Below are 24,765 nucleotides of genomic sequence, written 5' to 3'. Positions count from 1 at the left end.
ATGAGGGATGACGAGGAGAATCGGATAATGGCCAAGAACACGGACGAACGCGAGCTCGAGGTGCACGAGCCCAAGAACGCTGCGGCAGGCGTCACCGCCGTAGGGGTGTCCATGAAGCGTGCCATCACGCAGATGGGCGTGAAGAACACCGCCAAGACGCTGCTCAAGCTCAACCAGGCCGATGGCTTCGACTGCATGTCGTGCGCCTGGCCCGATCCGGACCCCGAGAACCGTCAGACCGCGGAGTTCTGCGAGAACGGTGCCAAGGCCGTGGCCGAGGAGGCCACCAAGAAGCGCGCCACACCGGCATTCTTCGCCCGTTACAGCATTGCCGAGCTCGAGGCGCACGACGAGTACTGGCTCGGCCAGCAGGGCCGCATCACGCACCCGCTCGTCAAGCGTCCCGGTGGCACGCACTACGAGGAGATCGAGTGGGACGACGCCTTCGCAATGATCGCGGAGCATCTCAACGGCCTCGACTCCCCCGACGAGGCGATCTTCTACACGTCCGGTCGCGCCTCGAACGAGTCGGCGTTCGCCTACCAGCTGTTCGTCCGCGCGTTCGGCACCAACAACATGCCCGACTGCTCGAACATGTGCCATGAGTCAACGAGCATTGCCCTGCAGGAGTCGATCGGCATCGGCAAGGCCAGCATCACGATGCGCGACATCTACGAGGCTGACGTCATCCTGATTGCGGGACAGAACCCCGGCACGAACCATCCCCGCATGCTGTCGGCGCTCGAGATCGCGAAGCGTCGCGGCGCGAAGATCATCGCCGTCAACCCGTTGCGCGAGGCCGGGCTGCACAACTTCCGCAACCCCCAGCTGCCCCGCGGCATCGTCGGCAAGGGCACCGACATCGCCGACCTGCACCTGCCGATCAAGCTCAACGGCGACCTCGCACTGTTCCAGGCTCTCGGCTCGCTCTTCGTGGAGTGGGACGCCCTCGACCACGACTTCATCGACACGCACACCACCGGCTTCGAGGAGTGGGCCAGGCACGTCAGCGACGTCGACTGGGCGCAGGTCGAGAAGGCCACTGGCCTGAGCCGCGCACTGATCACCGAGGCCGCTGAGATGATCCGCGGCTCGAGCAAGACGGTCTACTGCTGGGCGATGGGCCTGACGCAGCACCGCAACTCCGTCGCCACGATCAAGGAGGTCTGCAACCTGGCCTTCGCGCGCGGCGACATCGGCAAGATCGGTGCCGGGCTGTTCCCCATCCGCGGTCACTCCAACGTGCAGGGCGACAGGACGATGGGCATCTGGGAGCGACCGCCCGCGCACTTCCTCGACGCCATGCAGAAGGAGTTCGGATTCGACCCGCCGCGCGAGCACGGTCTCGACACCGTCGACTCGATCCGTGCGCTTCGCGACGGCAAAGCCTCCTTCTTCATGGGGCTCGGCGGCAACTTCGTCCACGCCTCCCCCGACACCGACGTGACGTCCAAGGCCATGCGTCGGGCGGCGCTGACGGTGCAGGTCTCGACCAAGCTCAACCGCTCGCACCTCGTCTGCGGCGAGGCAGCGCTGATCCTGCCGACCCTCGGACGCACCGAGCAGGACATCCGCGGCGGCAAGGAGCAGTTCGTCTCGGTCGAGGACTCGGTGTGCGCCGTGCACGCGTCACGAGGCCCGCTCGACCCCGCCAGTCCGCACCTTCGCTCCGAGACCGCGATCGTCGCAGGCATCGCCGAGGCGACTCTCGGTGACCGCCACGGCATCCGGTGGGCTGCGATGCGCGACGACTACGACATCATCCGCGACCACATCTCGCGGGTCGTTGCCGGTTGCGAGGACTACACCGCCAAGGTCGATCGGCCCGGCGGTTTCGTCCTCGCCCACCCGCCACGCGACTCGCGGACGTTCAAGACCAAGTCGGGCAGGGCCGAGTTCGTGGCTGTGCCGATGGAGGTGCTGCACGTGCCGGAAGGCCACCTCGTGCTGCAGACGTTGCGCAGCCACGACCAGTTCAACACCACGATCTACGGGCTGAGCGACCGTTACCGCGGCATCAAGGACGGGAGGCGTGTCGTATTCGTCCATCCGGACGACATCACCGCCCTCGGCTTCCACGACGCCGACCACGTCGACCTGGTGGCGAAGTGGGACGACGACGACGTCGACCGGGTTGCCGAGAACTTCCGCATCGTCGCCTACGACACGCCTCGAGGGTCGGCAGCTGCCTACTACCCCGAGACCAACCCGTTGGTGCCGCTGGACTCGACCGCGACGGGGAGCAACACCCCGACGTCGAAGTCAGTCATCATCAAGCTCGTACCACTCGGCACAGGTCGTTCCGCGCCTGGTGGCGGTCAAGATGGCGTGGGAGCCGACGACGAGCACAAGAAGCACCCCCAGCCGAAGCACCTGTCCTGACCAGCCTTCTCGCCACCTGACGGCGCCAGGTCCGTGAGTCAGAACAGGTTGGCCGCCTTCACGACCGTCTCGTACACCCCGTACGCCAGCGGTATGCCCACGACGATCCACGCGACGAACATCAGCGCTCCGAGCTTGACCGGCTCGACATCGTGCTCGGCAACGGCCTGCGAGGAAGTGCCAGACATGGTGCCGGACGAGGTGCCGGCGGTCGGCGTCCCCTCCTCATGGAAGCGGTCGGCAACCGGACGGATCAGCAGGTTGGCAACGAAACCGACAGCCAGGATCACGACCATCGTGAGGAGCGCCGGACGGTAGTCGGACGCCGTCAGCTTGCCGGGGGTGCCCTTCGAGTCCAGGATCCGGTTGACGATCAACGGCCCAGCGACGCCCGCGGCCGCCCACGCGGTGAGCAGACGCCCGTGGATGGCGCCGACCTGGTACGTCCCGAACAGATCGCGGAGGTAGGCCGGGGCGGTCGCGAAACCACCGCCGTAGAAGCTCAGGATGACGCCGGCGACCAGTGCGAACAGTGTTGTCGAGGTCGACCCCTTGTAGGCGAGGACGACGTAGAGGATCAGACCGACGCCGAGGTACACGACATAGATGTTCTTGCGGCCCACGACATCGGAGGTCGTTGACCACAGGAAGCGTCCGGCCAGGTTGAACAGCGACAACAGACCGACGAAACCGGCCGCCGAAGCAACCGTGACCGTCGACGTCGAGCCCTCGCGGAAGAAGTCCTGAATCATCGGCGAGGCCTGCTCGAGGATGCCGATGCCGGCGGTGACGTTGCAGAACAGCACGACCCACAACATCCAGAACTGCGGCGTCTTGATGGCGTTGGCGGCCGACACGTTCCCGGTGGTCACCAGCGCCTTGACCTTGACCTTCGACGGGTCGAAGCCGCGAGGCTTCCAGCCGTCAGCAGGCACCCTGATGAGCCACGCGCCGAACAACATCACGACGAGATAGATGACCCCGAGGGTCACGAAGAGCTTGGCGACAGCCGATCCCGAGGCAATGCCGGTGGCGGTGTCGTAGGAGTCGTCGAACATGCCGAGGAGCTTGGAGGAGAGCGGGCTCGCGATCATCGCGCCGCCGCCGAAGCCCATGATCGCCATGCCCGTCGCCAGGCCGGGTCGGTCGGGGAACCATTTGATCAGCGTCGACACAGGCGAGATGTAACCGATGCCGAGGCCGATGCCGCCGACGAAGCCGTAGCCGAAGTAGACGAGCCACAGCTGGTCGGTGGCGATACCGGCCGCCCCGATCATGAATCCGCTCGCCCAGAAGAGTGCCGCGGTGAACATTGCCCGGCGTGGTCCGCCCGAATCGACCCACGTGCCGAAGATCGCGGCCGACACCCCGAGCATCACGATGGCGATCGAGAAGATCACGCCCACCTTTGTCAGGCTCGAGTCGAAGTTCTGGACGAGCGACGTCTTGTAGACGCTGGTCGCGTACACCTGTCCGATGCACAGGTGGACGGCAAGCGCGGCCGGCGGGATGAGCCAGCGGTTGAACCCCGGCTTCGCGATGGTGTGCTGCCGGTCGAGTAGTGCGATGGTCATGTTGCCCCTTGAAAACGGTGTGTGATTCACGTCTCACGGTAGGGCGATCAGGTCCCGTTTGCACGCTGGATGTGACTGTAGAGTTCGACCGTGAGCGTCACCCCGAGCCGTGTCTTCCTGTCCCGCATCGTCGGTCAGGCGGTCTTCGATCCCGCGGGCGACCAGGTCGGAAAGTTGCGCGACGTCGTCGTCGCCGTGCGCTCGCCCACCCAACGACCACGTGTTCTGGGCATCGTCGTCGAAGTGCTCGGACGCCGCCGCGTCTTCCTCCCGATCACCCGCGTCACCTCGCTCGACTCGGGCCAGATCATCACCACCGGCGTCCTGAACGTTCGCAAGTTCGTGCAGCGACGCACAGAGACCCTCGCCATCCACGAGCTGCTGGATCGCACCGTGACGCTGCCCGACGGGTCGCCCGGCACGGTCTACGACCTCGCCATGGAGCAGAACCCGCGCCACGACTGGTTCATCAGCGATCTCGCGGTGCAGGGCGGCGGCAAGCGCTTCGGACGTCGCGGACCACACCAGGTGCTCGAGTGGGACCAGGTCACGGGTCTCACGTCCGAGGAGACAGGCCAGGGCGCCACCCACCTGCTTGCCACGATGGACGAGATGCGGGCTGCCGACCTCGCCAACGCGCTGCGCGACCTCACCCCGAAGCGTCGCATGGAGGTCGTCACCGAGCTCGACGACGAGCGTCTGGCCGACGTCCTCGAGGAGCTGCCGGAGAAGAACCAGGTCGAGATCCTCGGGGTGCTCGACCCCGACCGCGCCGCCGACGTCCTCGAGGAGATGAATCCTGACGACGCTGCCGACCTGCTCGCCGAGCTGCCACCGGCCACCGCCGAACAGCTGCTCGCCCTGATGGAGCCCGAGGACGCCGAGGACGTCCGCCGGCTTCTCACCTACGAAGAGCGCACCGCCGGCGGCATGATGACCACCGAGCCGATCGTGCTGTCCGCCGATGCAACGCTGGCGGAGGCTCTCGCCCGCGTGCGGGAGCCCGAGATCATTCCGGCGCTGGCCTCCATGGTCTACGTGTGCCGCTCGCCGCTCGAGACGCCGACCGGCAAGTTCTTGGGTGTCGTGCACTTCCAGGCGTTGCTGCGCGAACCGCCCTCGACCTTGGTCGGCACGATCGTCGACAACGACATCGACTGGCCTCGTCCCGACGCGAGCCTCGAGCACGTGGCCAACCTGCTCGCCGCCTACAACATGGTGGCGCTGCCGGTCGTCGACGAGAACGCCCACCTCCTTGGGGCGGTGACCATCGACGACGTGCTCGACCACCTGCTTCCTGAGGGCTGGCGCGAGCAGGACAGGGAACAGCAGCCGGGAGACGACACGGCGGGGGTGGTCGCCCATGGCTGAACGCGCACGCCTCGACCAGCCGCGCGAGGTCCGGCGCGGCATCCGCACCCGTCCCCGGCGGGAGCCCGACCCCGAACGGTTCGGACGATTCGCTGAGTCCACCGCTCGATTCCTGGGCACGGCCACGTTCATCGCGTGGATGACGGTCTTCGTCGTGATCTGGGTCGGTTGGAACGCATCCTTTGGCCCGGACCGGCCGCGTTGGGACGCCTATCCATTCATCTTCCTCACGCTGATCCTGTCGCTCCAGGCCTCGTACGCCGCGCCGCTCATCCTGCTCGCGCAGAACCGGCAGGAAGCCCGCGACCGGGTCACGCAGGAGCAGGAACGCGACGCCACCGCGCAGGCCAATGCCGACATGGAGTTCCTCTCCCGCGAAGTGGCGAGCCTGCGCATGGGCCTCGGCGAGGTCGCCACGCGCGACTTCATCCGTTCCGAGCTCCGCAACCTCGTTCAGGAGCTGAACCCCGACTCCGACAAGACCTGACCCCCCCCTCGGCGGTGGGTCAACGGGCGCGATCGACCCGCGGTTCGTCCCACACGGGCTCGTCGGTCTCGCGGAGGATGCCGTCGGCACCGAACACCAGAAAGCGGTCGAAGCCTCGGGCGAACCATCTGTCGTGGGTCACGGCGACGACGGTGCCCTCGAACCGTGCAAGAGCATCCTCGAGCGCCTCGGCGGACTCCAGATCGAGGTTGTCGGTCGGCTCGTCGAGCAGCAGCATCGTCGCGTGTGACAGCTCGAGCAGCAGGATCTGGAATCGCGCCTGCTGCCCACCCGACAGCTGCTCGAAGACTTGGTCGCCGGCCTTGGCCAGGCCGTATCGGTCCAGGGCCTTGGCCGAGCCCTCGTGTCCCATTCCCCGACGATGCCCGTCACCGTGGTGCAGGATGTCGAGCAGCGTCCGCCCCAGCAGCGACGGGTGCTCGTGGGTCTGGGCGAACCAGCCCGGACGGACGCGCGACCCCAGCCGGGCCATTCCTGTGTGGTCGACAGGGGGCGGCACGACGTCGCCGACCGGCTCGTGCTCGAGGTCAGGACGCGACCCGCCCGCTGCCAGCAGCCGCAGGAAGTGCGACTTGCCCGAGCCGTTGCTGCCGAGCACCGCGACCCGTTCACCGAACCAGATCTCGAGGTCGAACGGCTGCATCAGCCCGCTCAGCTCGACGTGCTCGGCGACGACGGCGCGCTTGGCCGTGCGGCCGCCCTCGAGCTTCATCCGCAGGTTCTGCGCAAGCGGCACGGCCTCGGGCGGGCCCTCCCGCTCAAAGCGTTCGAGTCGGGTCTGCGCAGCCTGGTAGCGCGCCGACATGTCAGAGTTGTAGGCAGCCTTCTGCCGGTACATCAGGACCAGCGCCTTGAGCTTGGCGCGCTCCTCGTCCCAGCGGAGGCGACGTTCCTCGAGCTTCGCGTTGCGATCGATGCGCGCCTGGAGGTACGTCGAGAATCGTCCCGGGTGCACCCACAGGCTGCTGCCGGCCGCGCCGGGCTCGAGCGTCGCGATCCGCCCGGCAACTCGCTCGATGAGCTCGCGGTCGTGGCTCACGAAGAGGACGGTCTTGCTGGTGTCGACGAGCTGCTGCTCGAGCCATCGCTTCGCCGGGACGTCGAGATAGTTGTCGGGCTCATCGAGCAGCAGCACCTGTTCGGGTCCCCGGAGCAGCGCCTCGAGGACAAGCCGTTTCTGCTCCCCACCCGACAGCGTCGTGACCTGCCGCCACTGGGCCTGCTGGAACGGGATCCCCAGAGCCGAGACGGTGCACATGTCCCACATCGCCTCGTGCTCGTAGCCACCGGCGTCACCCCAGTCGACGAGCGCCTGCGCGTACGCCATCTGGTCGCGTTCCTCGTCGCGCTCCATCATCAGCTGTTCGGTGCGGTCGACCTCTGACGCCGCCGCGCGCACCGGCTGAGGCGCCACCGACACGAGAAGGTCACGGACCGTCGTCTCGTCACGCACCGACCCGATGAACTGCCGCATCACCCCGAGCCCACCGCTGACGGTCACCGCCCCAGCGTGGGGGTCGAGGTCGCCCACCGCGATACGGGTCAACGTCGTCTTGCCGCTGCCGTTGGGCCCGATCAGCGCGACCTTCGCTCCCTCGCCGACCCGGAGGCTGACGTCGTCGAGCACGGGTCGTCCGTCGGACAGGACGTAGCCGATCGTGTTCAGGTCGAGGTGTCCCACCCGGACATCCTTCCACCCCTCCAGAACCGTCAGACAGACTGCCATCGTGGCGCGGCACCCCGTCTCATCCTCGTTCGCGAAGATGCCTGACTCTGGCGGAGCAGCTGCGCACCGACCGCGACGACACGGTGCTGCGCCAGCACCGTGAACCACCGCTTCGTACGCGATCGACGATGTTGGCCCAGGGGTTGGCGCCCTCCACACCGTGAGGCAGCACCGTCGGGCCCCACTCCGGGCGCTGCGCACAGACCACCCGCGTACGATGAAGGCATGGCAGTGGTAACCGAAGAACAGATCCGCGAAGCACTTGGCACGGTCAACGATCCAGAGATCAAGCGACCCATCACCGAGCTCGGCATGGTCGACGTCATCACGATCGAGGAAGCGCAGATCACGGTCCGTCTTCTGCTCACCGTCTCGGGATGCCCGCTCAAGGACACTCTCACCCGCGACATCACCGCCGCAGTCGCGACCGTCGCTCCGGCCCACGCCGTCGTCGTCGACATGGGCGTCATGACCGACGAACAGCGCAAGAGCATGCAAGAGCTGCTGCGCGGCGGGCGCACCGAGCGGGAGGTCCCCTTCGCACAGGCCGGCTCGCTCACCAAGGTCTTCGCCATCGCCTCGGGCAAGGGCGGGGTCGGCAAGTCGACTGTCACCGTCAACCTCGGCTTGGCCATGGCCAAGCGCGGGCTCAAGGTCGGTATCGTCGACGCCGACATCTACGGCCATTCCATCCCTGACATGCTCGGCGTCGGCGACCTCCGCCCCACCCAGGTCGAGGACATGATCATGCCCGTCCCGGTCAAGGGCATGAAGGTCATCAGCATCGGCATGCTCAAGCCCCGTCGCGACCAGGTTGTCGCGTGGCGCGGGCCGATGCTCGACCGTGCGCTCGTCCAGATGCTGAGCGACGTCTACTGGGGCGACCTCGACGTCCTGCTGCTCGACCTGCCGCCCGGCACCGGCGACATGGCCATCAGCCTCGGCCAACACCTGCCCAACGCCGAGGTCCTCGTCGTCACGACACCGCAGCCCGCCGCCGCGATCATTGCCGAGCGTGCCGGCACGATGGCCTCGATGATGCATCAGCGTGTCGTCGGCGTCCTCGAGAACATGTCGTACCTCCAGGTCCCCGGCGGGGAGCGCATGGAGATCTTCGGATCGGGCGGAGCTGCCAAGGTTGCCGAGACGCTGACGGCCCGCTTCGGTTACGACGTCCCGATGCTCGGCCAGATCCCCCTCGACGAACACCTGCGTGAGGGCGGAGACTCCGGCGATCCGATCGTCGAGACCGACCCCGACTCCGAGGCCGCCAAGATCCTGCAGGGAGTCGCTGACCAGCTCAGCGGTCGCTCCCGTGGCCTCGTCGGCATGCAGCTCGGCCTCGCACCTGCCGGACGGTTGTAGGAGCCTCCCATGTTTGGCATGGGATGGCCGGAGATGTTCGTCATCGCCGTTGTCGCCATGCTCGTGTTCGGCCCCGAGAGGCTTCCCGAGCTCGCCAAGCAGGCAGGGGGATTCGTACGCACACTCCGCCGCATGGCCGACAACGCCAAGGACGACCTCGGTCGCGAGATCGGCCAAGACCTCTCAGGGCTCAACCTCAAAGATCTCGACCCGCGGGAGATGGTGCGCCGCAACTTCCTCGACGAGGACACCACCCCGGCCGCGACCAAGGAAGCCCGCATCCTGCGGCCCGGCGAGACACCGCCGTTCGATCCTGAGTCGACCTGAGTCAGCCGTCCGGGGTCACGCCACTTCGTGTTCGTGCGTCAGGCCGCGTCGGCCCACGCCGTCATGCGGGTGAGCCCGTCACCGATGCGGTCGACAGGTCCCTCGTCGTATGCGCCCTTGGGCAGCTCGGCCACCGCACGCGCGACCCGATCGCGTCGGGCGTCGGTCACGATGGTGTAGACGACACCTTCGTCGTCCCACGTGACGAGCATCGGGTCACCGTCACGGACCCAGACCTGCGAACCACCCATCCTCGCCATCCTGAAGCCGTCAAGACCCTCCCGGTCAAGGGCGCCGCTCTGCTCGTAGAGATTGAGCTTCGCGATGCCGTCTGAGTAGGTCAGGGCGACGACCTCGTCGTGATCGGTGTACGACGCCGCCGTCCGGCGCAGGCTCCCGGCCAGCGTCACGTGGCAGGGCCAGCCAGCGCCGCCGAGGTCACTCATCGTGGACTCGCTGATGACGTTGCCGGCCTGGACCGTCGTGCCACCGTGGAAGTCGGTGACGTAGCGATCCATCGGGGGCGACACCTGGTCGCCGATGCGGTGGTCGGCACCTCCCACCGCATACGCGGCGACAACGACGGCGAATGATGCCCCGGCGAGCACGAACCCTGCGCGGAAGAAGGTCGAGCGGCGCAGGCGCGACCACCAGCCGTCGCGGGCGGGCGGGGCGCAGGCAAGCCCGGCGAGCGAGGCCAGGAGGGCCGCTGGCGGCTCGGGCGCAGCGACGGTGCTCATGCGCGACTTGACCATACGTTGCTGCCGCACCGCCTTGCGGCACTCGTCGCACGACTCGAGGTGGGCTTCGGCGTCCTGCATCGTGGCAACGGACAGCTGTCCGTCCACGAATGCGGCAACGTCGGCGCCCAGGTGAGCCATCAGATGCCGACCGGCCCCACAAATCGCGTGCGGCCCTTGCGGGGGGCACGGTGGGCGAGTGTCTCGCGAAGCTGTGTGCGGCCGCGGTGGATACGGGAGCGAACGGTGCCGAGCTTGATGCCCAGGACATCGGCGATCTCCTCGTAGGACAGACCCTCGATGTCACAGAGGACGACAGCCACCCGGAACTCATCGGACAACGACGCGAGCGCCGACTCGATGTCGGGGTCGAAGTTGGCGTCGTGCACTGCCGACTCCGGCAGCACCTCCGAGCTCAGCAACCGGTCCTCGGCGCCCTCTCCGAAACCGTCCATGCGCAGGCGGGTCTTGCGACGGACCCGGTCAAGGAACAGGTTGGTCGTGATGCGGTGGAGCCAGCCGGGGAAGTTGCCCGGTTCGTAGGTGTCGAGCGATCGAAACACGCGGATGAACACATCTTGGGTGAGGTCTTCGGCGTCCTGCCGGTTGCCGGTCAGGCGGTAGGCGAGTCGGTAGACCCGGGCGGAGTGATCCGCGACGATGTCGTTCCAGTCGAGTGTTGCCGTGTCCACGTCTTCTACCTTCATGACTCAATCGTCGACCTTTCACCTGAGAGAACGCACAGAGCGGACTGACTGTTCCCGTATCTCTTGCGCGTCGCCTCCCCGGTCTGCCGCACGAGCACCACTAGTCTGTGATGAGAGCCCTGCGCGACGTCGTGCGGGAGACGAACCGACCAAGGAGCCCACGATCACCACCTCAGCCAGCCTGGCCTACGCCGAGGACTACCTGAGCGAGGACGACAACCTCGCGGCGGCCCGCCGTCGCGCCGACCAGGTCGGCGTCGTGCCGGTCGGTACGGGCGCCGGAGCGGTACTCGCCTTCCTCGCCTCGGCCTTGCAGGCCAGGTCGGTCGCCGAAGTCGGCACCGGTACGGGCGTTTCGGGCCTGTGGCTCCTGCGGGGCATGCAGCCCGACGCGGTGCTCACCTCGGTCGACCTCGAGGCGGAGCACCAGCGCCTTGCCCGCGAGACCTTCACCGAAGCGGGCTACGCGCCGCAGCGCTTTCGGCTCATCGCCGGTGCCGGGCTCGACGTCATGCCGCGCCTCACCGACGGCGGCTACGACATGGTCTTCCTCGACGGTGACAAGGTCGAGTACGGCGAGTACCTCGAGCAGGCCCTGCGGCTCGTCAGGCCCGGCGGCATCGTGGTCTTCGACAACGCGCTGTGGCACGACCGTGTCGCCGATCCTTCGCAGCGCGATCCAGAGACGACGGCGATCCGCGAGGTCGTGCAGCGGGTCTCCAACGACGATCGCCTGCGCAGCGTGCTGCTGCCCATGGGCGACGGGCTGCTCGCCGCACAACTGCTCTGACGGCACCCTGCACCGCCCACCGGCTCACGGCCGCGGGCGTCAGTCCTTCGAGTCGTGCTCGAAGTGCGATGAGGAGCGGAAGCCCGAGGGACCTCTCACGACGCCCACGATCTCGCACGCCTCGATGAGGATGGGCGCCGAGCCGATGATCTTGGATCCGGGCGACTTGGCGGCACGTTTTTCGAACTCCGCCTGGAAGGCCGCGCGGGTGGCGTCGGACACGAAGACGTAGGACCCCTCGAACCACTCACCCTTGTGGGCGCGCCACATCTTGAACCGCAGCCCTTCGAGTCCGGCGAATTTGGCAAATGACTCGTCTTCGACGTATGCCCTCAACGCCCTGAGCGTGCCCTTGGGGGCGTCCACGAGCGACCAACGGACGGTCAGCCCGTACATCAGACCGCTTTGAGCGCGTCGCCCAACGTGGCGGCTTCCTCGTTGTTGAGCTCGACCACGAGGCGACCGCCCCCTTCGAGCGGGACGCGCATCACGATGCATCGTCCCTCTTTGGTGACCTCCATCGGCCCGTCTCCGGTCCGTGGCTTCATGGCGGCCATCAGTTCCCCTCTCGTCCTGGGGCTCCAGCCGCTACGGCGTGAAGCATGTCTTCTATTATCGCCTATGGCTTTGCGGCATCCGACCGCAGCCCACAGGAGGCACGCCATGAGCGATCCCAGTACACCCCCGGTCACCTACGAGGTGGCCGATGGTGTGGGCACGGTGACGTTCGACCGACCCGATTCGATGAACAGTCTCACGCTCGCGACGAAGGTGGCGCTCCGCGACGCGATGCACGAGGCCGCGGCCGACAGCGCGGTGCGTTGCGTCGTCCTGACAGGCACCGGACGGGCCTTCTGCGTCGGCCAGGACCTCAAGGAGCATGTCGCCGAGCTCACCGGCGACGGCGCCGGCGGCCGGCTCGACACCGTCGCCGAGCACTACAACCCCACGGTCACCGCGATCGCGACGATGCCCAAGCCCGTCATTGCCGCCGTCAACGGCATCGCCGCTGGTGCCGGGGCGTCGCTCGCGTTCGCCGCCGACTTCCGCGTGCTGCGTCGCTCCGCCGGCTTCAACCTCGCCTTCGCCGGTATCGCACTGTCGTGCGACACCGGCGCCTCCTGGACGCTGCCGCGGCTCGTCGGGCACGGCCGAGCCACCCAGCTGCTGATGCAGCCTCGCACGATCGGTGCCGACGAGGCACATGCCCTGGGGCTCGCCACGAAGGTCGTCGACGACGCCGACTTCGATGCCGAGGTCGCAACGCTGGCGCGGGCGCTCGCTGATGGGCCGACGCTGGCCCTTGCCTCGATCAAGCGCGCACTCGCCTTCTCCGCGACGCACGACCTGCCGTCGTCACTGGAGAACGAGGCGCAGAAGATGGCGTTGACCGGGCAGTCTGACGACCATCTGGCTGCCGTGAAGGCCTTCCTCGCCAAGGAGAAGCCCACCTTCACCGGTCGGTGACGCGGGAGGCTTCTCCGGGTGTCGGTCAGGCGTATCGGCGGCCGGGTTGACGGCTGGACTCGGCAGCCGACTCTTCCCACGCGAGGATCTGTGCCTGGGCTTGCAGCTGAGCACTTTCGCTGTCGGCGAGCGCATCGGTCGCCGACCTCAGGTCGACACGCGCCGACTCGAGGTCGGACCGAGCGGAGTCGGCGTCTGACTCCAGCGCCGCGGACCGGGCACGCTCTGCCGACAGACGCTCGCGTGACCTGGCAAGGTCGATCTCAGTCGTCAGGAGGCCCTCGCGCAGCTCGGCCAGCTGTGCCTCGCGAAGACGGATGCGGGAGCCCATCTGGGTGGCGAAGGCAGCGTTCTCCTGCGAGCGTACGACCGCGGTGACGCGGTTGTCCTGGGCCAACGTGGCGCGGTCATGAGCCCAGTCGAGCCGCAGGTGCGCCACCTCGCTGGACAACAGACGAGCCGCCACGACGCCGCTGATCACGGCATAGATGGTGGAGACGATGAGCATCGGGACGGAGGCGGCAACGAGGCCGACGGTCGCGACAAGGACGGCAGAGACGAGCAGCCCGACTGCGCCGAGTGCTCTGCGGGAGCGGGGAATTCTCCTGTGGGGGGCCATGGAGGAAGCGTAGGCGTCACACAGACCGATTCTGGTGAGCCACGCCTGACGAGTGGTGCAGATGTGGCTGGAGGGGCTCACCCACCCGTGTAGGAGCCGTGGCGCGCAACGCACTGCTCGAGATGGTCGTTGACCATGCCGGTGGCCTGCATCAGGGCGTAGGCGGTCGTGGGCCCGAAGAAGCGGAAACCCCTCTTCTTCAGCGCCGTGGCCATGGCGATCGACTCTGCCGTGGTCGAGGGGACGTCGGCGAAGGTCTGCGGGGCAGGGCGAGCCGGCGGCGCGAACGACCACAGCAGGTCGGTGAACGACTCGCCGAGATCGAGGAGCGTGCGGGCATTGCTGATCGTCGCCTCGATCTTCATGCGGTTGCGGACGATGCCGGAGTCGTCGAGCAGCCGCGTGACGTCGTCGTGGTCGAAGCTCGCGACCACGTCTGGGGCGAAGTCGGCGAACACCTCACGGAACCGGTCGCGCTTGCGCAGGATGATCAACCACGAGAGACCCGATTGGAAGGCTTCGAGCGACATCCGCTCGAACAGCTCGCGGTCGGCACGGAGCTCGCGACCCCACTCGGCGTCGTGGTAGGCGGTCATGGCCGGATCGTCGCCCCAGGGGCAACGCACGACGCCGAGACTCGCAGAGGGGGCCATGCGTGGATCGTGCCACCCGCCAAGGACAGTCTCGGACTCGGCACTCGCACGTGGAGTCGTCGGCAGGTGGACTACACGTCCTGCTCGATGAACCACGACACGGCTTCGTCGACGTCGTCCGTCAGGTGCAGCATGTCGATGTCATGTGAGCCGACCTTGCCGTCGGCGAGCATCGTCGACCGGAGCCAGTCGATCAGCCCACCCCAGTACTCGGTGCCGAACAGCACGATCGGGAAGGACGTGATCTTGCCGGTCTGCGCAAGCGTCAGAGCCTCGAAGAGCTCGTCCATGGTGCCGAAACCGCCCGGCAGCACGATGTAGCCCTGCGCATACTTCACGAACATCGTCTTGCGCACGAAGAAGTAACGGAAGTTGGTGCCGATGTCGACCCAGTCGTTGAGTCCCTGCTCGTGCGGGAGCTCGATGCCCAGGCCGACCGACACACCGCCGCACTCGCTGGCACCGCGGTTGGCCGCCTCCATCGCTCCAGGCCCACCGCCGGTGATGATGGCGTAGCCCTGTTCGCACAGCTTCGCGGCGATCTGGCGCCCGGCCTCGTACATCGGGTCGTCAGGCTTGGTGCGGGCCGAGCCAAAGATGCTCACCGCGGGGCCCAGCTCGGAGAGCGCACCGAAGCCCTCGACGAACTCGGCCTGGATGCGCAGCACCCGCCACGGGTCGGTGTGGACCCAGTCGGTGGGGCCGCGGGAGTCGAGCAGCCGCTGGTCGGTCGTGCTGTCGGGCATCTGGTCGCGCTTGAGGCGCACCGGGCCCTTCTGATGGGTCTCGGGACGCTTGCTGGTGTCGGTCATGCTGTCTCCCTCGTGAAGGGCCAGAGATACGAACGAGGCCACCTGTTGTCCACTCGATGTTGCTCGCTCATGCTGTCAGCCATCTGGTGAGTCGGTCGTGCACCCGGTGGAGGTGCTCGACGGGAACGTGCTCGTCGGCCTTGTGGGCGTACAGGGGGTCGCCGGGCCCGTAGTTGACCGCCGGGATGCCCAGCCGGGTGAACTGCGCGACATCGGTCCAGCCGAACTTGGGGTGCACCTCGGCACCGACTGCGTCGACGAACGCCGCTGCGGCGGGGTGCGAGAGGCCGGGCATCGCGCCCGGCGCCGAGTCGGTGACGGTGAGACCGAATCCCTCGAAGATCTCTTGCAGGTGCCGGTGGGCCTGTTCTTCGGTGCGGTCGGGCGCGAAGCGGAAGTTGATGGTGACGACCGCCTCGTCGGGCACGACGTTGCCCGACACGCCTCCGCGGATGCCTACGGCGTTCAGGCCCTCGCGGTAGACCAACCCGTCGATCTCGACCTGTCGCGGCACGTAGGCGTTGAGGCCGTCGAGCACCGGGGCCAGAGCGTGGATGGCGTTGCTGCCCATCCAGGCGCGCGCCGAGTGCGCGCGCTCGCCGGTGGTGCGGATGTCGACGCGCATCGTGCCCTGGCAGCCGGCCTCGACGCCCGCGTTGGACGGCTCCATCAGGATCGCGAAGTCGCCGGCGAGCAGATCGGGTCGCTCGCGGGCGAGGCGTCCCAGGCCATTGAACTCGGCGGCAATCTCCTCGGCCTCATAGAACACGAAGGTGATGTCGCGGCTCGGCTCGGTGACCGATGCTGCCAGCAGAAGGGCGATGGCCACGCCTCCCTTCATGTCGCAGGAGCCGAGCCCGTGCAGGATCTCGCCCTCGAGCCGCGAGGGCAGGTTGCCATTGACCGGGACGGTGTCAAGATGTCCGGCGATGACGACGCGCTCCGGGCGTCCGAGCGACGTGCGGGCGACGATCGTGTGGCCATCGCGGATGACCTCCAGATGCGCGAGCCCACGCATGGCCGACTCGACCGCGTCGGCTATCGCCTGCTCGTCCAGGCTCTCCGAGGCGATGTCGACGAGCGCCGCGGTGAGGCTGACCACATCGGAGGTCAGGTCGATCTCGGGCGGTGGGGCGGGGTTCACTGCTTCATTCCATCACGCGACGAGCGGCGCCGCGGTCACGTCCGGGGGAAGACGCAGAACTCGTTGCCCTCGGGGTCGGCCATGACCGTCCAGCGCTGCCCGTCGTCGGGCGGCCGGAGCAGCGTGGCACCAGCGGCGACCAGATCATCGACAGTGGCGTCGCCGGTCAACGTGACGTCCCAGTGGATGCGGTTCTTGACGGTCTTGGGCTCCGGGACCGGCACGAAGTCGAAAGACTCGAGGGTGGAACCGGGGATGTCGCTGAGTGATGAATAGCCGTCATCGTCGTGGCTGAGGACGCCACCGAGAAGACCCTCCCACCACCCGGAGATGGCCACGTGGTCGACGGCGTCGATTCCGACGGCCTTGAGCAGGACGGACGGAGGGTCGTCGTACGTGAACACGCAGAGCTCGCCACCCTCGGGGTCGGCGAACACTGTCCAGGCGAACTCTCCGGCCCGCGACAGCTGCTCGAGGCCCTCGAACGCCTCCAGAGATGCGGCCCGGAAATCGAGGTGCACCCGCTGCTTGACGGTGCGCGCCTCCGGGACGCAGTTGATCCAGAACTCCTCACCCGGACCGTCGCCGCGCAGTACCGCCTCGTCGTCCGCGAGCTCTTCGAGCGTCCAACCGAGCACCTCAGCCCAGAATCCTTGTACCGCGGCCACATCGTTGGCGTCGAGGCACAGATTCTTGAACGTCACGAGAGGCATGGTGAGACCCTATTCGCCACTCCCGACACGTCACACCCGTGGCGTCGGGCCTGGGTGAGTGGGTCGGTCAGAGCTTGCTCTGGACCCCGTTGAGGAGCTGGCGGGCCATCACGACGCGCTGAACCTGGTTGGTGCCCTCGTAGATCTGGGTGATCTTGGCGTCGCGCATCATGCGCTCGACGGGGTAGTCGCGAGTGAAACCGTAGCCGCCAAGCAGCTGCACGGCGTCGGTCGTGACCTGCATCGCGGTGTCGGACGCGAATGCCTTGGCCGCGGCGCCGAAGAAGGTCAGGTCCTTGTCGCCGCGCTCCGAGCGGCCGGCGGCCGCGTACGTCAGCTGCCTCGCCGCCTCGACCTTCATGCCCATGTCCGCGATCATGAACTGCAGCCCCTGGAAGTCGGCGATCTTCTTGCCGAACTGCTTGCGCTCCTGCATGTAGCCGAGGGCGTAATCAAGAGCACCCTGCGCGACGCCGACGGCCTGCGCGGCAATCGTCACCCGGGTGTGGTCGAGGGTATTCATGGCGGTGGCGAACCCCGTGCCCTCCTTGCCGATGATGCGATCACCCGGAATGCGGACGTTGTCGAGGTAGACCTCGCGGGTGGGCGACCCCTTGATGCCCAGCTTCTTCTCCGGCGCGCCGAACGAGACGCCCTCGTCGGACTTCTCGACGACGAAGGCGCTGATGCCCTTGGTGCGCTTGTCGGGGTCGGTGACTGCGAGGACCGTGTAGAACTCCGAGACGCCGGCGTTAGAGATCCAGCGCTTGACGCCGTTGAGCACCCAGTCGTCGCCGTCGCGGACTGCCTTGGTCTTCTGGTTGGCCGCATCACTGCCGGCGTCGGGCTCGGACAAGCAGTAGGAGAAGCCCTCCCCTGCGGCCAGGCGCGAGAGGTAGGTCTTCTTGATCTGCTCGTCGCCGCCGATCATGACGGGCAGGGAGCCGAGCTTGTTGACGGCGGGGATCAGGGACGACGACACGCAGACGCGCGCGATCTCCTCGATGACCAGCACGGTGGCAAGAGCATCGGCGCCCGCTCCCCCGTACATCTCGGGCACGTGCGGGGCGTGGAAGTCGGCGGCGAGAAGCGCCGCGGCAGCTTCCTTGGGGTAGCGAGCTTGCTCGTCGACGTCGGCGGCGAACGGCGCAATCTTGGCTTCGGCAACCGCGCGAACGGCCTCACGAATGGCTTGGTGCTCTTCGGACAGGACGAACATGTCGGACATGAGGACTCCATTTAGTAGGACGACCTACTAATTCTATCCCTCCTCACGAAATACCCGCACCAGATCTTTCGTGTGATCGGACACACTGGAGACATGATCCGCACCTTCACCGGCCACATCGCCGGAATCGGTACGACGTCCGGCACCCGGATCGTGGTGGGCATCTGGGACGACACGCCGTTCGGGTCCTTCGCCGACGTCATGGTCGAGGACGCCGACAACCACCGCATCCTGCTCGCGCCCCGCCAGGAGATCGCTGACTACGTCGCCTCGACCTACTCCTTCGACGAGGTGCGCATCGAGCCCGTGTCGGTCGAACGAGGCGATCACTGGTCGGTGCACACCCGATCGATGCAGCTGCGTTTCACCCCCGGCAGCAGGCTCTGGGTTGCGCCGCTGCTGCGCGCCGTGCCGCCGCCGCTGCGCCGCACGGCCGCGTGGGCTCGAGTCTGCAGCCCGGTCGCGAGCCGGCTGATGCCGGGCGTGCAGACCTACGGATCGGCCGGCAACGGGCGTACTGAGTGGTACGCCGCCCGCGATGTGCACAAGCTCCGCGATGCTCGTGCCACTTGGGAGGGTGACGAGCTCGGCGAGCTCGCACCGGTGACTCCCGCCGTGCGTTTCGGCTTCGCCTCGTCGCCCGCGCAGCCGACGCTCACATCCCTGAGCTCCTACGTGCAGGAGGCCTGACGATCGCGCGGAGCCTGCTGGCATGCACATCGAGATCACGACTGACGCCGCGTTGCGCGAGCTGCTCGGCACCCCGATCCAACGGGTCCTCGACAAGGACCGCCGGATGTTCACGTCCGAGCACCGCGACTGGATCGCTGCCTCCCCGTTCTGCATGGTCGCGACGTCCGACGCCGACGGCCGCTGCGACGTCTCGCCGAAGGGCGACCCGTCCGGCTTCGCTGTCGTCGTCGACGACACGACGGTCGCCATCCCTGAACGACCGGTCAACCGCAGGGCCGACGGGTTTGCCAACATCCTGAAGAACCCCCACGTCGGGCTCATCTTCCTCATTCCCGGACGCGGCGACACCTTGCGCGTCAACGGGCGCGCAACCCTGCTGGCCGATGCGCCCTACGCCGATCAGATGGTCGTCAAGGGGCACCGCCCCGCCATCATCCTCGAGGTCGCGGTCGCGCAGATCTTCTTTCACTGCTCGAAGGCATTCCTGCGGTCTACTGACCCGTCGCCGCGGACAACAGGCGCCTAGCGGAACCCGAGACCCTTGCCGGTGGGGTTGCGGACCTTCTCGCCCTTGGCCCGAGCGGTGTCGGCAAGATCCTTCTGGAACGTCAGCATGCGGGCGGTCAGGTCGGCATCGCCGGCGGCGAGGATGCGCACGGCCAGCAGACCGGCGTTCCGGGCGTTGCCGATCGACACCGTCGCCACCGGCACGCCGGCCGGCATCTGGACGATCGAGAGCAACGAGTCGATGCCGTCGGGGTGCTTGGGCGCGACCGGCACGCCGATGACCGGCAGGGGTGTGACCGCGGCGATCATGCCCGGCAGGTGCGCGGCACCGCCCGCGCCCGCGATGATGACCTCGATGCCGCGGGCATGCGCATCGCGCCCGTAGGCCAGCATCTCCTCTGGCATGCGATGCGCAGAGACGACGTCAGCCTCGTAGGCGATGTCGAACTCTGCGAGGGCCGTCGCTGCCTCTTGCATGGTGGGCCAGTCCGAGTCTGATCCCATGATGATGCCGACGCGGGGAAGATCTGTCATGAGGCGCTCCTGTTCCGTGGGTGCCGTTCAGACTATCGGCGCAGCAGCCCGAACCTGCCCGGCCCGACGACGCCGAGAGCGAACATCGGCACCGACGGCTCAAGACTGCGGGGCACCGTCGGTGAACATCGCCGCGGCACGTCTGGCCCGCGCTGTGACGATGTCGAGATCGTCGCCGTAGGCCGTGACGTGGCCGACCTTGCGTCCAGCCTTCACCGGCTTGCCGTAGAGGTGGATCTTGATGTCGGGCTCGACCGCGAGCACCGACGCGCGCTGGGCCTCGAGGTCCGCCACGGAACCGCCCAGGATGTTGACCATGACCGACCAGGGCGCGCGAGCACCTGTCGGGCCGAGGGGCAGGTCGAGCACGGCCCGCAGATGATTCTCGAACTGGCTCGTGCGGGCACCGTCGATCGTCCAGTGACCCGTGTTGTGCGGACGCATCGCGAGCTCATTGACCAGAAGGCGACCGTCGGCGGTCTCGAACAGCTCGACCGCCAAGATGCCGGTGACATCGAGCTCGGCGGCAAGGCGTTCGGCGATGCCCCGTGCCGCGGCGTCGAGCGTCGGGTCGAGTCCCGGGGCCGGGGCGACGACCTCGGCGCACACGCCGTTGGCCTGGCGCGACTCGACGACGGGGTAGCTGGCCATCTCCCCGGACGGCGACCTCACGACGAGGGCCGACAGCTCACGGCGGAAGTCGACGAGCTCCTCGGCGAGCAGCACCCGTCCCGATGCGAACGCCTCGTCAGCATCAGCTGCCGTGTGCACGACCCACACACCCTTGCCGTCGTAGCCGCCGCGGGTCGTCTTCACGACCGCGGGGTAGCCGAACTGGTCGAGGTCGGCCCTGGTGCTGATCGCGGCGTTGCGCGGGCAGGGCACCCCCAGCGCTCCGAGTCGTTGACGCATCGCAGCCTTGTCCTGGGCGAAGAGCAGCGCGTGCGGGCCGGGGCGGCACGCGTGCCCCTCGGCCTGCAGCGCGCGCAGATGCTCTGGCGGGACGTGCTCGTGGTCGAACGTCACCACCGGCGCCTCCGCGACGACCGACCGCAGGGTGTCGAGGTTCGTGTAGTCGCCCACGACGTGGTCGGGGACCACCTGTGCGGCAGAGACGTCAGGCGCCTCGGCCAGCAGACGGATGTGGATGCCAAGGCCGATCGCGGCCTGCTGCATCATGCGGGCCAGCTGGCCTCCGCCGATGACCGCGAGCTGTGGTGAGGGCACCCCCTCAGCCTATCTGGACCGGAACGCGCGGCGTTCACTCACCGTGATCGGCGAGAGGTTGCCGAAACCGCGCAGGGGCCGCGGCGGCAAGGTGCGGAGGTCGAACTCATCATCGAGGGTCGACGCCGTGGCGGCATCGATCAGCACCCGGTTGCTGCGGGCAACGTGGGAGAGCCGCGCCGCGAGGTTGACCGGCGGCCCGAACACGTCACCGAGCCGGCTGATGACCGATCCGGTTGCCAGGCCGACCCGGATGTCAGGAAGGTCATCGCGCAAGGCGATCTGGTTGACGAGGTCGAGCGATGTCCGTGTGCCCTCGGCGGGGTCGTTGCACACGAACAGCACGGCGTCGCCCATGGTCTTGATGACCCGCCCGCCGTGCGCCGTGACGATGTCGGCGCAACGGGTCTCGAAGTTCTCGACGAGCGCACCGAGACTGCTGTCGTCGAGGTCGTTGGACAGCGAGGTGAAGCGTGTGAGGTCGGCGAAACCCACCGTCATGATCGTGGAGAGGAGTTCTTCATCGGCCGCACCGAGGGCCTCGATACGGGCCGCGGCGGCGGCGAGGTGACGACGCCACGAGTAGATCATCAGCTGCTCGAAGCCGGGGGCTGCGTTCTGGGCGAGGTCCAGCGCCGCCTCGAGCCGGCTGCCGGACTTGCCTCCCTCGACGTCGTGCTCGACCTGCTCGACGAGAGTCGAGACCTGCCAGTCGGCGAGCCTCGACATGGTGTTTCCGAGTGCCCGGGTCATGCGGAAGACCGTCTGCTCGTCGAGGACGCCGACGTCGATCGCCGCGACGACCGACGCCACCGCTGCGACGTCTGACTCTCCGTACGCCACCGCGTCGCCGGTGTCGGGGAAACCCAGCGCCCGCCAGAGTCGTTGGCCCTCCTCGAGGCTCAGCCCGCCTCGAGCGACGACTTCGCTGCTGGTGAGCGTGAGGTCACTGCCGAGGATCTGGCGGGCCAGGTGGTCGCGCAACTCAGACCGATTCATCACGTGCCGTCTTGTCATGCATCTCGAACACGAGATTGGTGACGGTGCGGTGGAAGGCCTCGATGTGTGGGATGTCCCTGAGCTCGAGCCCGGCCTGCTCACTGGCGTCGTGGATGATCAGCGTCCCGCATCCGAGGATGCGGTCGTTGAGGTTCTTCTCGAAAGCAACATCATTGATACGACTCAACGGGATGACCCGTCCGGTGCGGGTCAGGAGGCCCTTCTGCTCGACGATCCGCTTGTTGGTGAGGGTGTAGGTCCAGGCGAGCCACGTGGCGAACGGCACGATCGAGCCGACGACGATCAGCACGAGGCCGATCGCGAGGATCGCCCACCTGACGTAGCCGCTGCCCGAGTCGCCGGCCTTCGCTGCCAGGAACCCACCGACACCCGCGACGACGAGCAGGATCAGGAACGGGATGAGCAGCACCTTGACGTGCGTGCGGGTCGTCGCGACGGTCTGTTCACCGTCGATCATCAGCTTGCGTGGAAGGCTCATGTACCGAATGTTGTCACGTCGCGGAGCGGACATGGGTGATGTCACCGGCGCTGACAGCCGTTCCGCCGACCAGCAGGCGCCCGGCGTCGTCGATGCCGGTGGCCATGCCATCGAGCGCGCCACCGTCCGGGAGGCTGACGCTGACCCTGGTACCGATCGTCAGGCACCTGCGGACGTACGACTCTCGGATGCCTGACGTCGGGTCGCCCTCGGCAGCGGACCAGGCCCGGTACAACGCTTCGAGGTTGCGCAGGAACGACCGCAGCACGATGGTTCGGTCGGTCTCGGACGCGCCCTCGAGCTCAAGCGACGTCGCGGTGTCGACCGGCAGCTCGTCGCGGCGAAGCGTGACATTGAGACCCACCCCGATGATGGCGGCGGAGCCGGTGGGAGTGTCGATGCGCTCCAGCAGGATGCCCGCGAGCTTGCGACCGTCGACCATGACGTCGTTGGGCCACTTCAGCCCCGACTCGACCCCGCATCCACGCACCGTCGCGTCGACCGCGAGTCCGACGAGCAGCGGGAGCCACACCCAACGGCCCGCCGGCACCGAATCGGGTCGCAGCAGCACCGAGACGATGACCCCGGACCCCGCAGGCGACTGCCATGACCTGTCGAGCCGACCGCGGCCGGCGGTCTGCAGATCAGTGGTGTGCACGGTGCCCTCGGGCGCCCCGGCCCGCGCCGCGGCGGCGACGTCGGCGTTGGTGCTGCCGGTCTGGGCCGTGACGACCACGTCTGCCCAGAACCGGCCCGGACCGACCAGCGCCGCCCGCAGCACCGAGGCGTCGAGCGGCGGACGATCCAGGTCGCGATAAGGCATGGGAACAGCCTCACATACCGGTCCGCACCACCAATCGTTACGCTGACCCCCGTGACTGAAGAGCAGATCGAAGCCCACCCCGAGCTCCACACCACCGCCGGCAAGCTGGACGACTTCAGGCGCCGGCAGAGCGAGGTCCTCGTCGATGTTGCCGGCCGGGCTGCCGAGAAGCAGCACGCGAAGGGCCGCCAGAGCGCCCGTGAGCGGGTCGAGCAGCTGCTCGACGAGGGGTCGTTCGTCGAGCTCGACGCCCTCGCACGCCACCGCAGCACGGCTTTCGGGCTGGACAAGAACCGCCCGCTCGGCGACGGCGTCATCACCGGCTACGGCACGATGGACGGCCGTCAGGTCTGCGTGTTCAGCCAGGACTTCAGCATCTTCGGCGGCAGCCTCGGCCAGGTCTACGGCGAAAAGATCACCAAGGTCATGGACCTCGCTCTCAAGTCCGGGTGCCCCATCATCGGCATCAACGAGGGGGCGGGCGCACGCATCCAGGAGGGTGTCGTCTCTCTGGGGCTCTACGGCGAGATCTTCAAGCGCAACGTGCACGCCTCGGGCGTCATCCCACAGATCTCGCTGATCATGGGAACCAACGCCGGCGGTCACGTCTACTCCCCCGCCGTCACCGACTTCACGATCATGGTCGACCAGACCTCGGCGATGTTCATCACCGGCCCCGACGTCATCAAGACAGTCACCGGCGAGGACGTCTCGATGGAGGACCTCGGCGGCGCGCGCACCCACAACACCAAGTCGGGCAACGCCCACTACCTGGCCACCGACGAGGACGACGCGGTCGACTACGTGAAGGCGCTGCTGTCCTACCTGCCGCAGAACAACCTCGACGAGGGCGTCGTCCATGACTCCCCCAACGGTGGCAGTGCCGACATGGAGATCTCCGAGCTCGACCGCAGCCTCGACACGATCATTCCGGACTCGCCGAACCAGCCCTACGACATGCACGACGTCATCACCGCGGTCCTCGACCCTGATGGCGACGAGCCCGGCGAGTTCGTCGAGGTCATGGAGCTCTTCGCCCCCAACGTGATCATCGGCTACGGCCGGGTCGAGGGGCGTCCGGTCGGCGTCGTGGCCAACCAGCCGATGCAGTTCGCCGGCTGCCTCGACATCGACGCCGCCGAGAAGGCCGCGCGCTTCGTGCGCACCTGCGACGCCTTCAACATCCCGGTGCTCACCTTCGTCGACGTGCCGGGCTTCCTGCCGGGCACCGACCAGGAGTGGAACGGCATCATCCGCCGCGGCGCGAAGCTGATCTACGCCTACGCCGAGGCCACCGTCCCGCTCGTCACCGTGATCACCCGCAAGGCCTACGGCGGTGCGTACGACGTGATGGGCT

At 67.6% G+C, this 24,765-nt stretch carries 27 protein-coding genes; 10 read left to right on the top strand and 17 right to left on the bottom strand.

Annotated features, from left to right (window positions below):
* The first annotated feature begins 27 nt into the window (after window positions 1-27).
* Entirely contained in the window at window positions 28-2,382 is a 2,355-nt protein-coding gene (locus H7290_RS15095; protein WP_290514842.1) for an FdhF/YdeP family oxidoreductase, read from the top strand.
* A 38-nt stretch (window positions 2,383-2,420) separates the two neighbouring features.
* Here H7290_RS15095 and H7290_RS15090 read toward each other — a convergent pair whose 3' ends face one another.
* A complete protein-coding gene (locus H7290_RS15090) occupies window positions 2,421-3,956 on the bottom strand; it encodes an OFA family MFS transporter (protein ID WP_290514841.1) in 1,536 nt (511 codons plus the stop codon).
* 90 nt (window positions 3,957-4,046) lie between these two features.
* Here H7290_RS15090 and H7290_RS15085 point away from each other — a divergent pair, with 90 nt between their 5' ends.
* Together H7290_RS15085 and H7290_RS15080 are read left to right on the top strand one after the other, a co-directional pair.
* A complete protein-coding gene (locus H7290_RS15085; protein WP_290514840.1) occupies window positions 4,047-5,327 on the top strand; it encodes a CBS domain-containing protein in 1,281 nt (426 codons plus the stop codon).
* The gene (locus H7290_RS15080; RefSeq protein WP_290514839.1) at window positions 5,320-5,814 is read left to right on the top strand and encodes a DUF1003 domain-containing protein; all 495 of its coding nucleotides are present in this window, start codon (window positions 5,320-5,322) and stop codon (window positions 5,812-5,814) included. The genes H7290_RS15085 and H7290_RS15080 overlap by 8 nt, the downstream gene beginning before the upstream one ends.
* A gap of 19 nt (window positions 5,815-5,833) precedes the next feature.
* On the opposite strand, the gene H7290_RS15075 is transcribed toward H7290_RS15080, so the two are convergent.
* Window positions 5,834-7,516, bottom strand: coding sequence for an ATP-binding cassette domain-containing protein (locus tag H7290_RS15075; RefSeq protein WP_290514838.1), 1,683 nt, complete (start codon window positions 7,514-7,516; stop codon window positions 5,834-5,836).
* Window positions 7,517-7,786: 270 nt separating this feature from the next.
* Between H7290_RS15075 and H7290_RS15070 the strand changes: the two genes are divergently transcribed.
* Entirely contained in the window at window positions 7,787-8,926 is a 1,140-nt protein-coding gene (locus H7290_RS15070) for an Mrp/NBP35 family ATP-binding protein (protein WP_290514837.1), read from the top strand.
* A 9-nt stretch (window positions 8,927-8,935) separates the two neighbouring features.
* Window positions 8,936-9,253: a sec-independent translocase gene (locus H7290_RS15065; RefSeq protein ID WP_290514836.1), complete on the top strand. Its 318-nt coding sequence runs from the start codon at window positions 8,936-8,938 to the stop codon at window positions 9,251-9,253.
* 38 nt (window positions 9,254-9,291) lie between these two features.
* Here H7290_RS15065 and H7290_RS15060 read toward each other — a convergent pair whose 3' ends face one another.
* Both H7290_RS15060 and sigE read right to left on the bottom strand, forming a co-directional pair.
* Entirely contained in the window at window positions 9,292-10,134 is an 843-nt protein-coding gene (locus H7290_RS15060; RefSeq protein WP_290514835.1) for an anti-sigma factor, read from the bottom strand.
* Entirely contained in the window at window positions 10,134-10,700 is a 567-nt protein-coding gene (gene sigE, locus H7290_RS15055) for an RNA polymerase sigma factor SigE (protein ID WP_290514834.1), read from the bottom strand. The genes H7290_RS15060 and sigE overlap by 1 nt, the downstream gene beginning before the upstream one ends.
* On the opposite strand from sigE, the gene H7290_RS15050 reads away from it, so the two are divergent.
* Window positions 10,699-11,490 carry an O-methyltransferase gene (locus H7290_RS15050; protein WP_366927644.1) on the top strand — a complete coding sequence of 264 codons (792 nt, stop codon included), beginning with the start codon at window positions 10,699-10,701 and terminating at the stop codon, window positions 11,488-11,490. The two genes, sigE and H7290_RS15050, sit on opposite strands and share 2 nt — an antisense overlap.
* A gap of 39 nt (window positions 11,491-11,529) precedes the next feature.
* On the opposite strand, the gene H7290_RS15045 is transcribed toward H7290_RS15050, so the two are convergent.
* Together H7290_RS15045 and H7290_RS15040 are read right to left on the bottom strand one after the other, a co-directional pair.
* Window positions 11,530-11,886 carry a hypothetical protein gene (locus H7290_RS15045; protein WP_290514833.1) on the bottom strand — a complete coding sequence of 119 codons (357 nt, stop codon included), beginning with the start codon at window positions 11,884-11,886 and terminating at the stop codon, window positions 11,530-11,532.
* Complete coding sequence (locus H7290_RS15040) at window positions 11,886-12,047, bottom strand: DUF3117 domain-containing protein (protein ID WP_019145023.1); 162 nt, start codon at window positions 12,045-12,047, stop codon at window positions 11,886-11,888. The genes H7290_RS15045 and H7290_RS15040 overlap by 1 nt, the downstream gene beginning before the upstream one ends.
* Before the next feature lie 106 nt (window positions 12,048-12,153).
* Between H7290_RS15040 and H7290_RS15035 the strand changes: the two genes are divergently transcribed.
* Window positions 12,154-12,957, top strand: coding sequence for an enoyl-CoA hydratase-related protein (locus H7290_RS15035; RefSeq protein WP_290514832.1), 804 nt, complete (start codon window positions 12,154-12,156; stop codon window positions 12,955-12,957).
* Between the two features lie 25 nt (window positions 12,958-12,982).
* On the opposite strand, the gene H7290_RS15030 is transcribed toward H7290_RS15035, so the two are convergent.
* The 6 genes from H7290_RS15030 to H7290_RS15005 all read right to left on the bottom strand — a co-directional run bounded on the left by H7290_RS15030 (window position 12,983) and on the right by H7290_RS15005 (window position 18,126).
* Window positions 12,983-13,576: a hypothetical protein gene (locus H7290_RS15030; protein WP_290514831.1), complete on the bottom strand. Its 594-nt coding sequence runs from the start codon at window positions 13,574-13,576 to the stop codon at window positions 12,983-12,985.
* Window positions 13,577-13,653: 77 nt separating this feature from the next.
* Entirely contained in the window at window positions 13,654-14,229 is a 576-nt protein-coding gene (locus H7290_RS15025) for a DNA-3-methyladenine glycosylase I (protein WP_290514830.1), read from the bottom strand.
* 71 nt (window positions 14,230-14,300) lie between these two features.
* Window positions 14,301-15,041, bottom strand: a complete 741-nt coding sequence (locus H7290_RS15020; RefSeq protein ID WP_290514829.1) for a TIGR00730 family Rossman fold protein — start codon at window positions 15,039-15,041, stop codon at window positions 14,301-14,303.
* A gap of 67 nt (window positions 15,042-15,108) precedes the next feature.
* Window positions 15,109-16,185 carry a succinyl-diaminopimelate desuccinylase gene (gene dapE, locus H7290_RS15015; protein WP_290514828.1) on the bottom strand — a complete coding sequence of 359 codons (1,077 nt, stop codon included), beginning with the start codon at window positions 16,183-16,185 and terminating at the stop codon, window positions 15,109-15,111.
* Window positions 16,186-16,220: 35 nt separating this feature from the next.
* Window positions 16,221-16,898 (bottom strand): VOC family protein, encoded by a 678-nt coding sequence (locus H7290_RS15010; protein WP_290514827.1) that lies wholly within the window; start codon window positions 16,896-16,898, stop codon window positions 16,221-16,223.
* 67 nt (window positions 16,899-16,965) lie between these two features.
* Window positions 16,966-18,126: an acyl-CoA dehydrogenase family protein gene (locus H7290_RS15005; RefSeq protein ID WP_290514826.1), complete on the bottom strand. Its 1,161-nt coding sequence runs from the start codon at window positions 18,124-18,126 to the stop codon at window positions 16,966-16,968.
* A gap of 93 nt (window positions 18,127-18,219) precedes the next feature.
* On the opposite strand from H7290_RS15005, the gene H7290_RS15000 reads away from it, so the two are divergent.
* Window positions 18,220-18,816: a hypothetical protein gene (locus H7290_RS15000; protein WP_290514825.1), complete on the top strand. Its 597-nt coding sequence runs from the start codon at window positions 18,220-18,222 to the stop codon at window positions 18,814-18,816.
* A gap of 22 nt (window positions 18,817-18,838) precedes the next feature.
* Complete coding sequence (locus H7290_RS14995) at window positions 18,839-19,345, top strand: MSMEG_1061 family FMN-dependent PPOX-type flavoprotein (RefSeq protein WP_290514824.1); 507 nt, start codon at window positions 18,839-18,841, stop codon at window positions 19,343-19,345.
* Here H7290_RS14995 and purE read toward each other — a convergent pair.
* From purE to H7290_RS14970, 5 genes are all read right to left on the bottom strand, one after another.
* Window positions 19,342-19,860: a 5-(carboxyamino)imidazole ribonucleotide mutase gene (gene purE, locus H7290_RS14990; protein ID WP_290514823.1), complete on the bottom strand. Its 519-nt coding sequence runs from the start codon at window positions 19,858-19,860 to the stop codon at window positions 19,342-19,344. The two genes, H7290_RS14995 and purE, sit on opposite strands and share 4 nt — an antisense overlap.
* 99 nt (window positions 19,861-19,959) lie before the next feature.
* A complete protein-coding gene (locus tag H7290_RS14985; protein WP_290514822.1) occupies window positions 19,960-21,087 on the bottom strand; it encodes a 5-(carboxyamino)imidazole ribonucleotide synthase in 1,128 nt (375 codons plus the stop codon).
* Window positions 21,088-21,096: 9 nt separating this feature from the next.
* Window positions 21,097-22,086: an adenylate/guanylate cyclase domain-containing protein gene (locus H7290_RS14980; protein ID WP_290514821.1), complete on the bottom strand. Its 990-nt coding sequence runs from the start codon at window positions 22,084-22,086 to the stop codon at window positions 21,097-21,099.
* Window positions 22,073-22,585 carry a PH domain-containing protein gene (locus tag H7290_RS14975; RefSeq protein WP_290514820.1) on the bottom strand — a complete coding sequence of 171 codons (513 nt, stop codon included), beginning with the start codon at window positions 22,583-22,585 and terminating at the stop codon, window positions 22,073-22,075. The genes H7290_RS14980 and H7290_RS14975 overlap by 14 nt, the downstream gene beginning before the upstream one ends.
* A gap of 13 nt (window positions 22,586-22,598) precedes the next feature.
* On the bottom strand, window positions 22,599-23,408 hold the full coding sequence (locus H7290_RS14970) for a biotin--[acetyl-CoA-carboxylase] ligase (RefSeq protein WP_290514819.1): 810 nt from the start codon (window positions 23,406-23,408) through the stop codon (window positions 22,599-22,601).
* 51 nt (window positions 23,409-23,459) lie between these two features.
* On the opposite strand from H7290_RS14970, the gene H7290_RS14965 reads away from it, so the two are divergent.
* Window positions 23,460-24,765 (top strand): acyl-CoA carboxylase subunit beta (locus H7290_RS14965; protein WP_290514818.1); only part of this gene is annotated, 1,306 nt, incomplete at its 3' end.

Source organism: Aeromicrobium sp., assembly GCF_014378035.1.
Taxonomy (GTDB): domain Bacteria; phylum Actinomycetota; class Actinomycetes; order Propionibacteriales; family Nocardioidaceae; genus Aeromicrobium.
This window is presented reverse-complemented; position numbering and strand designations above follow the sequence as displayed.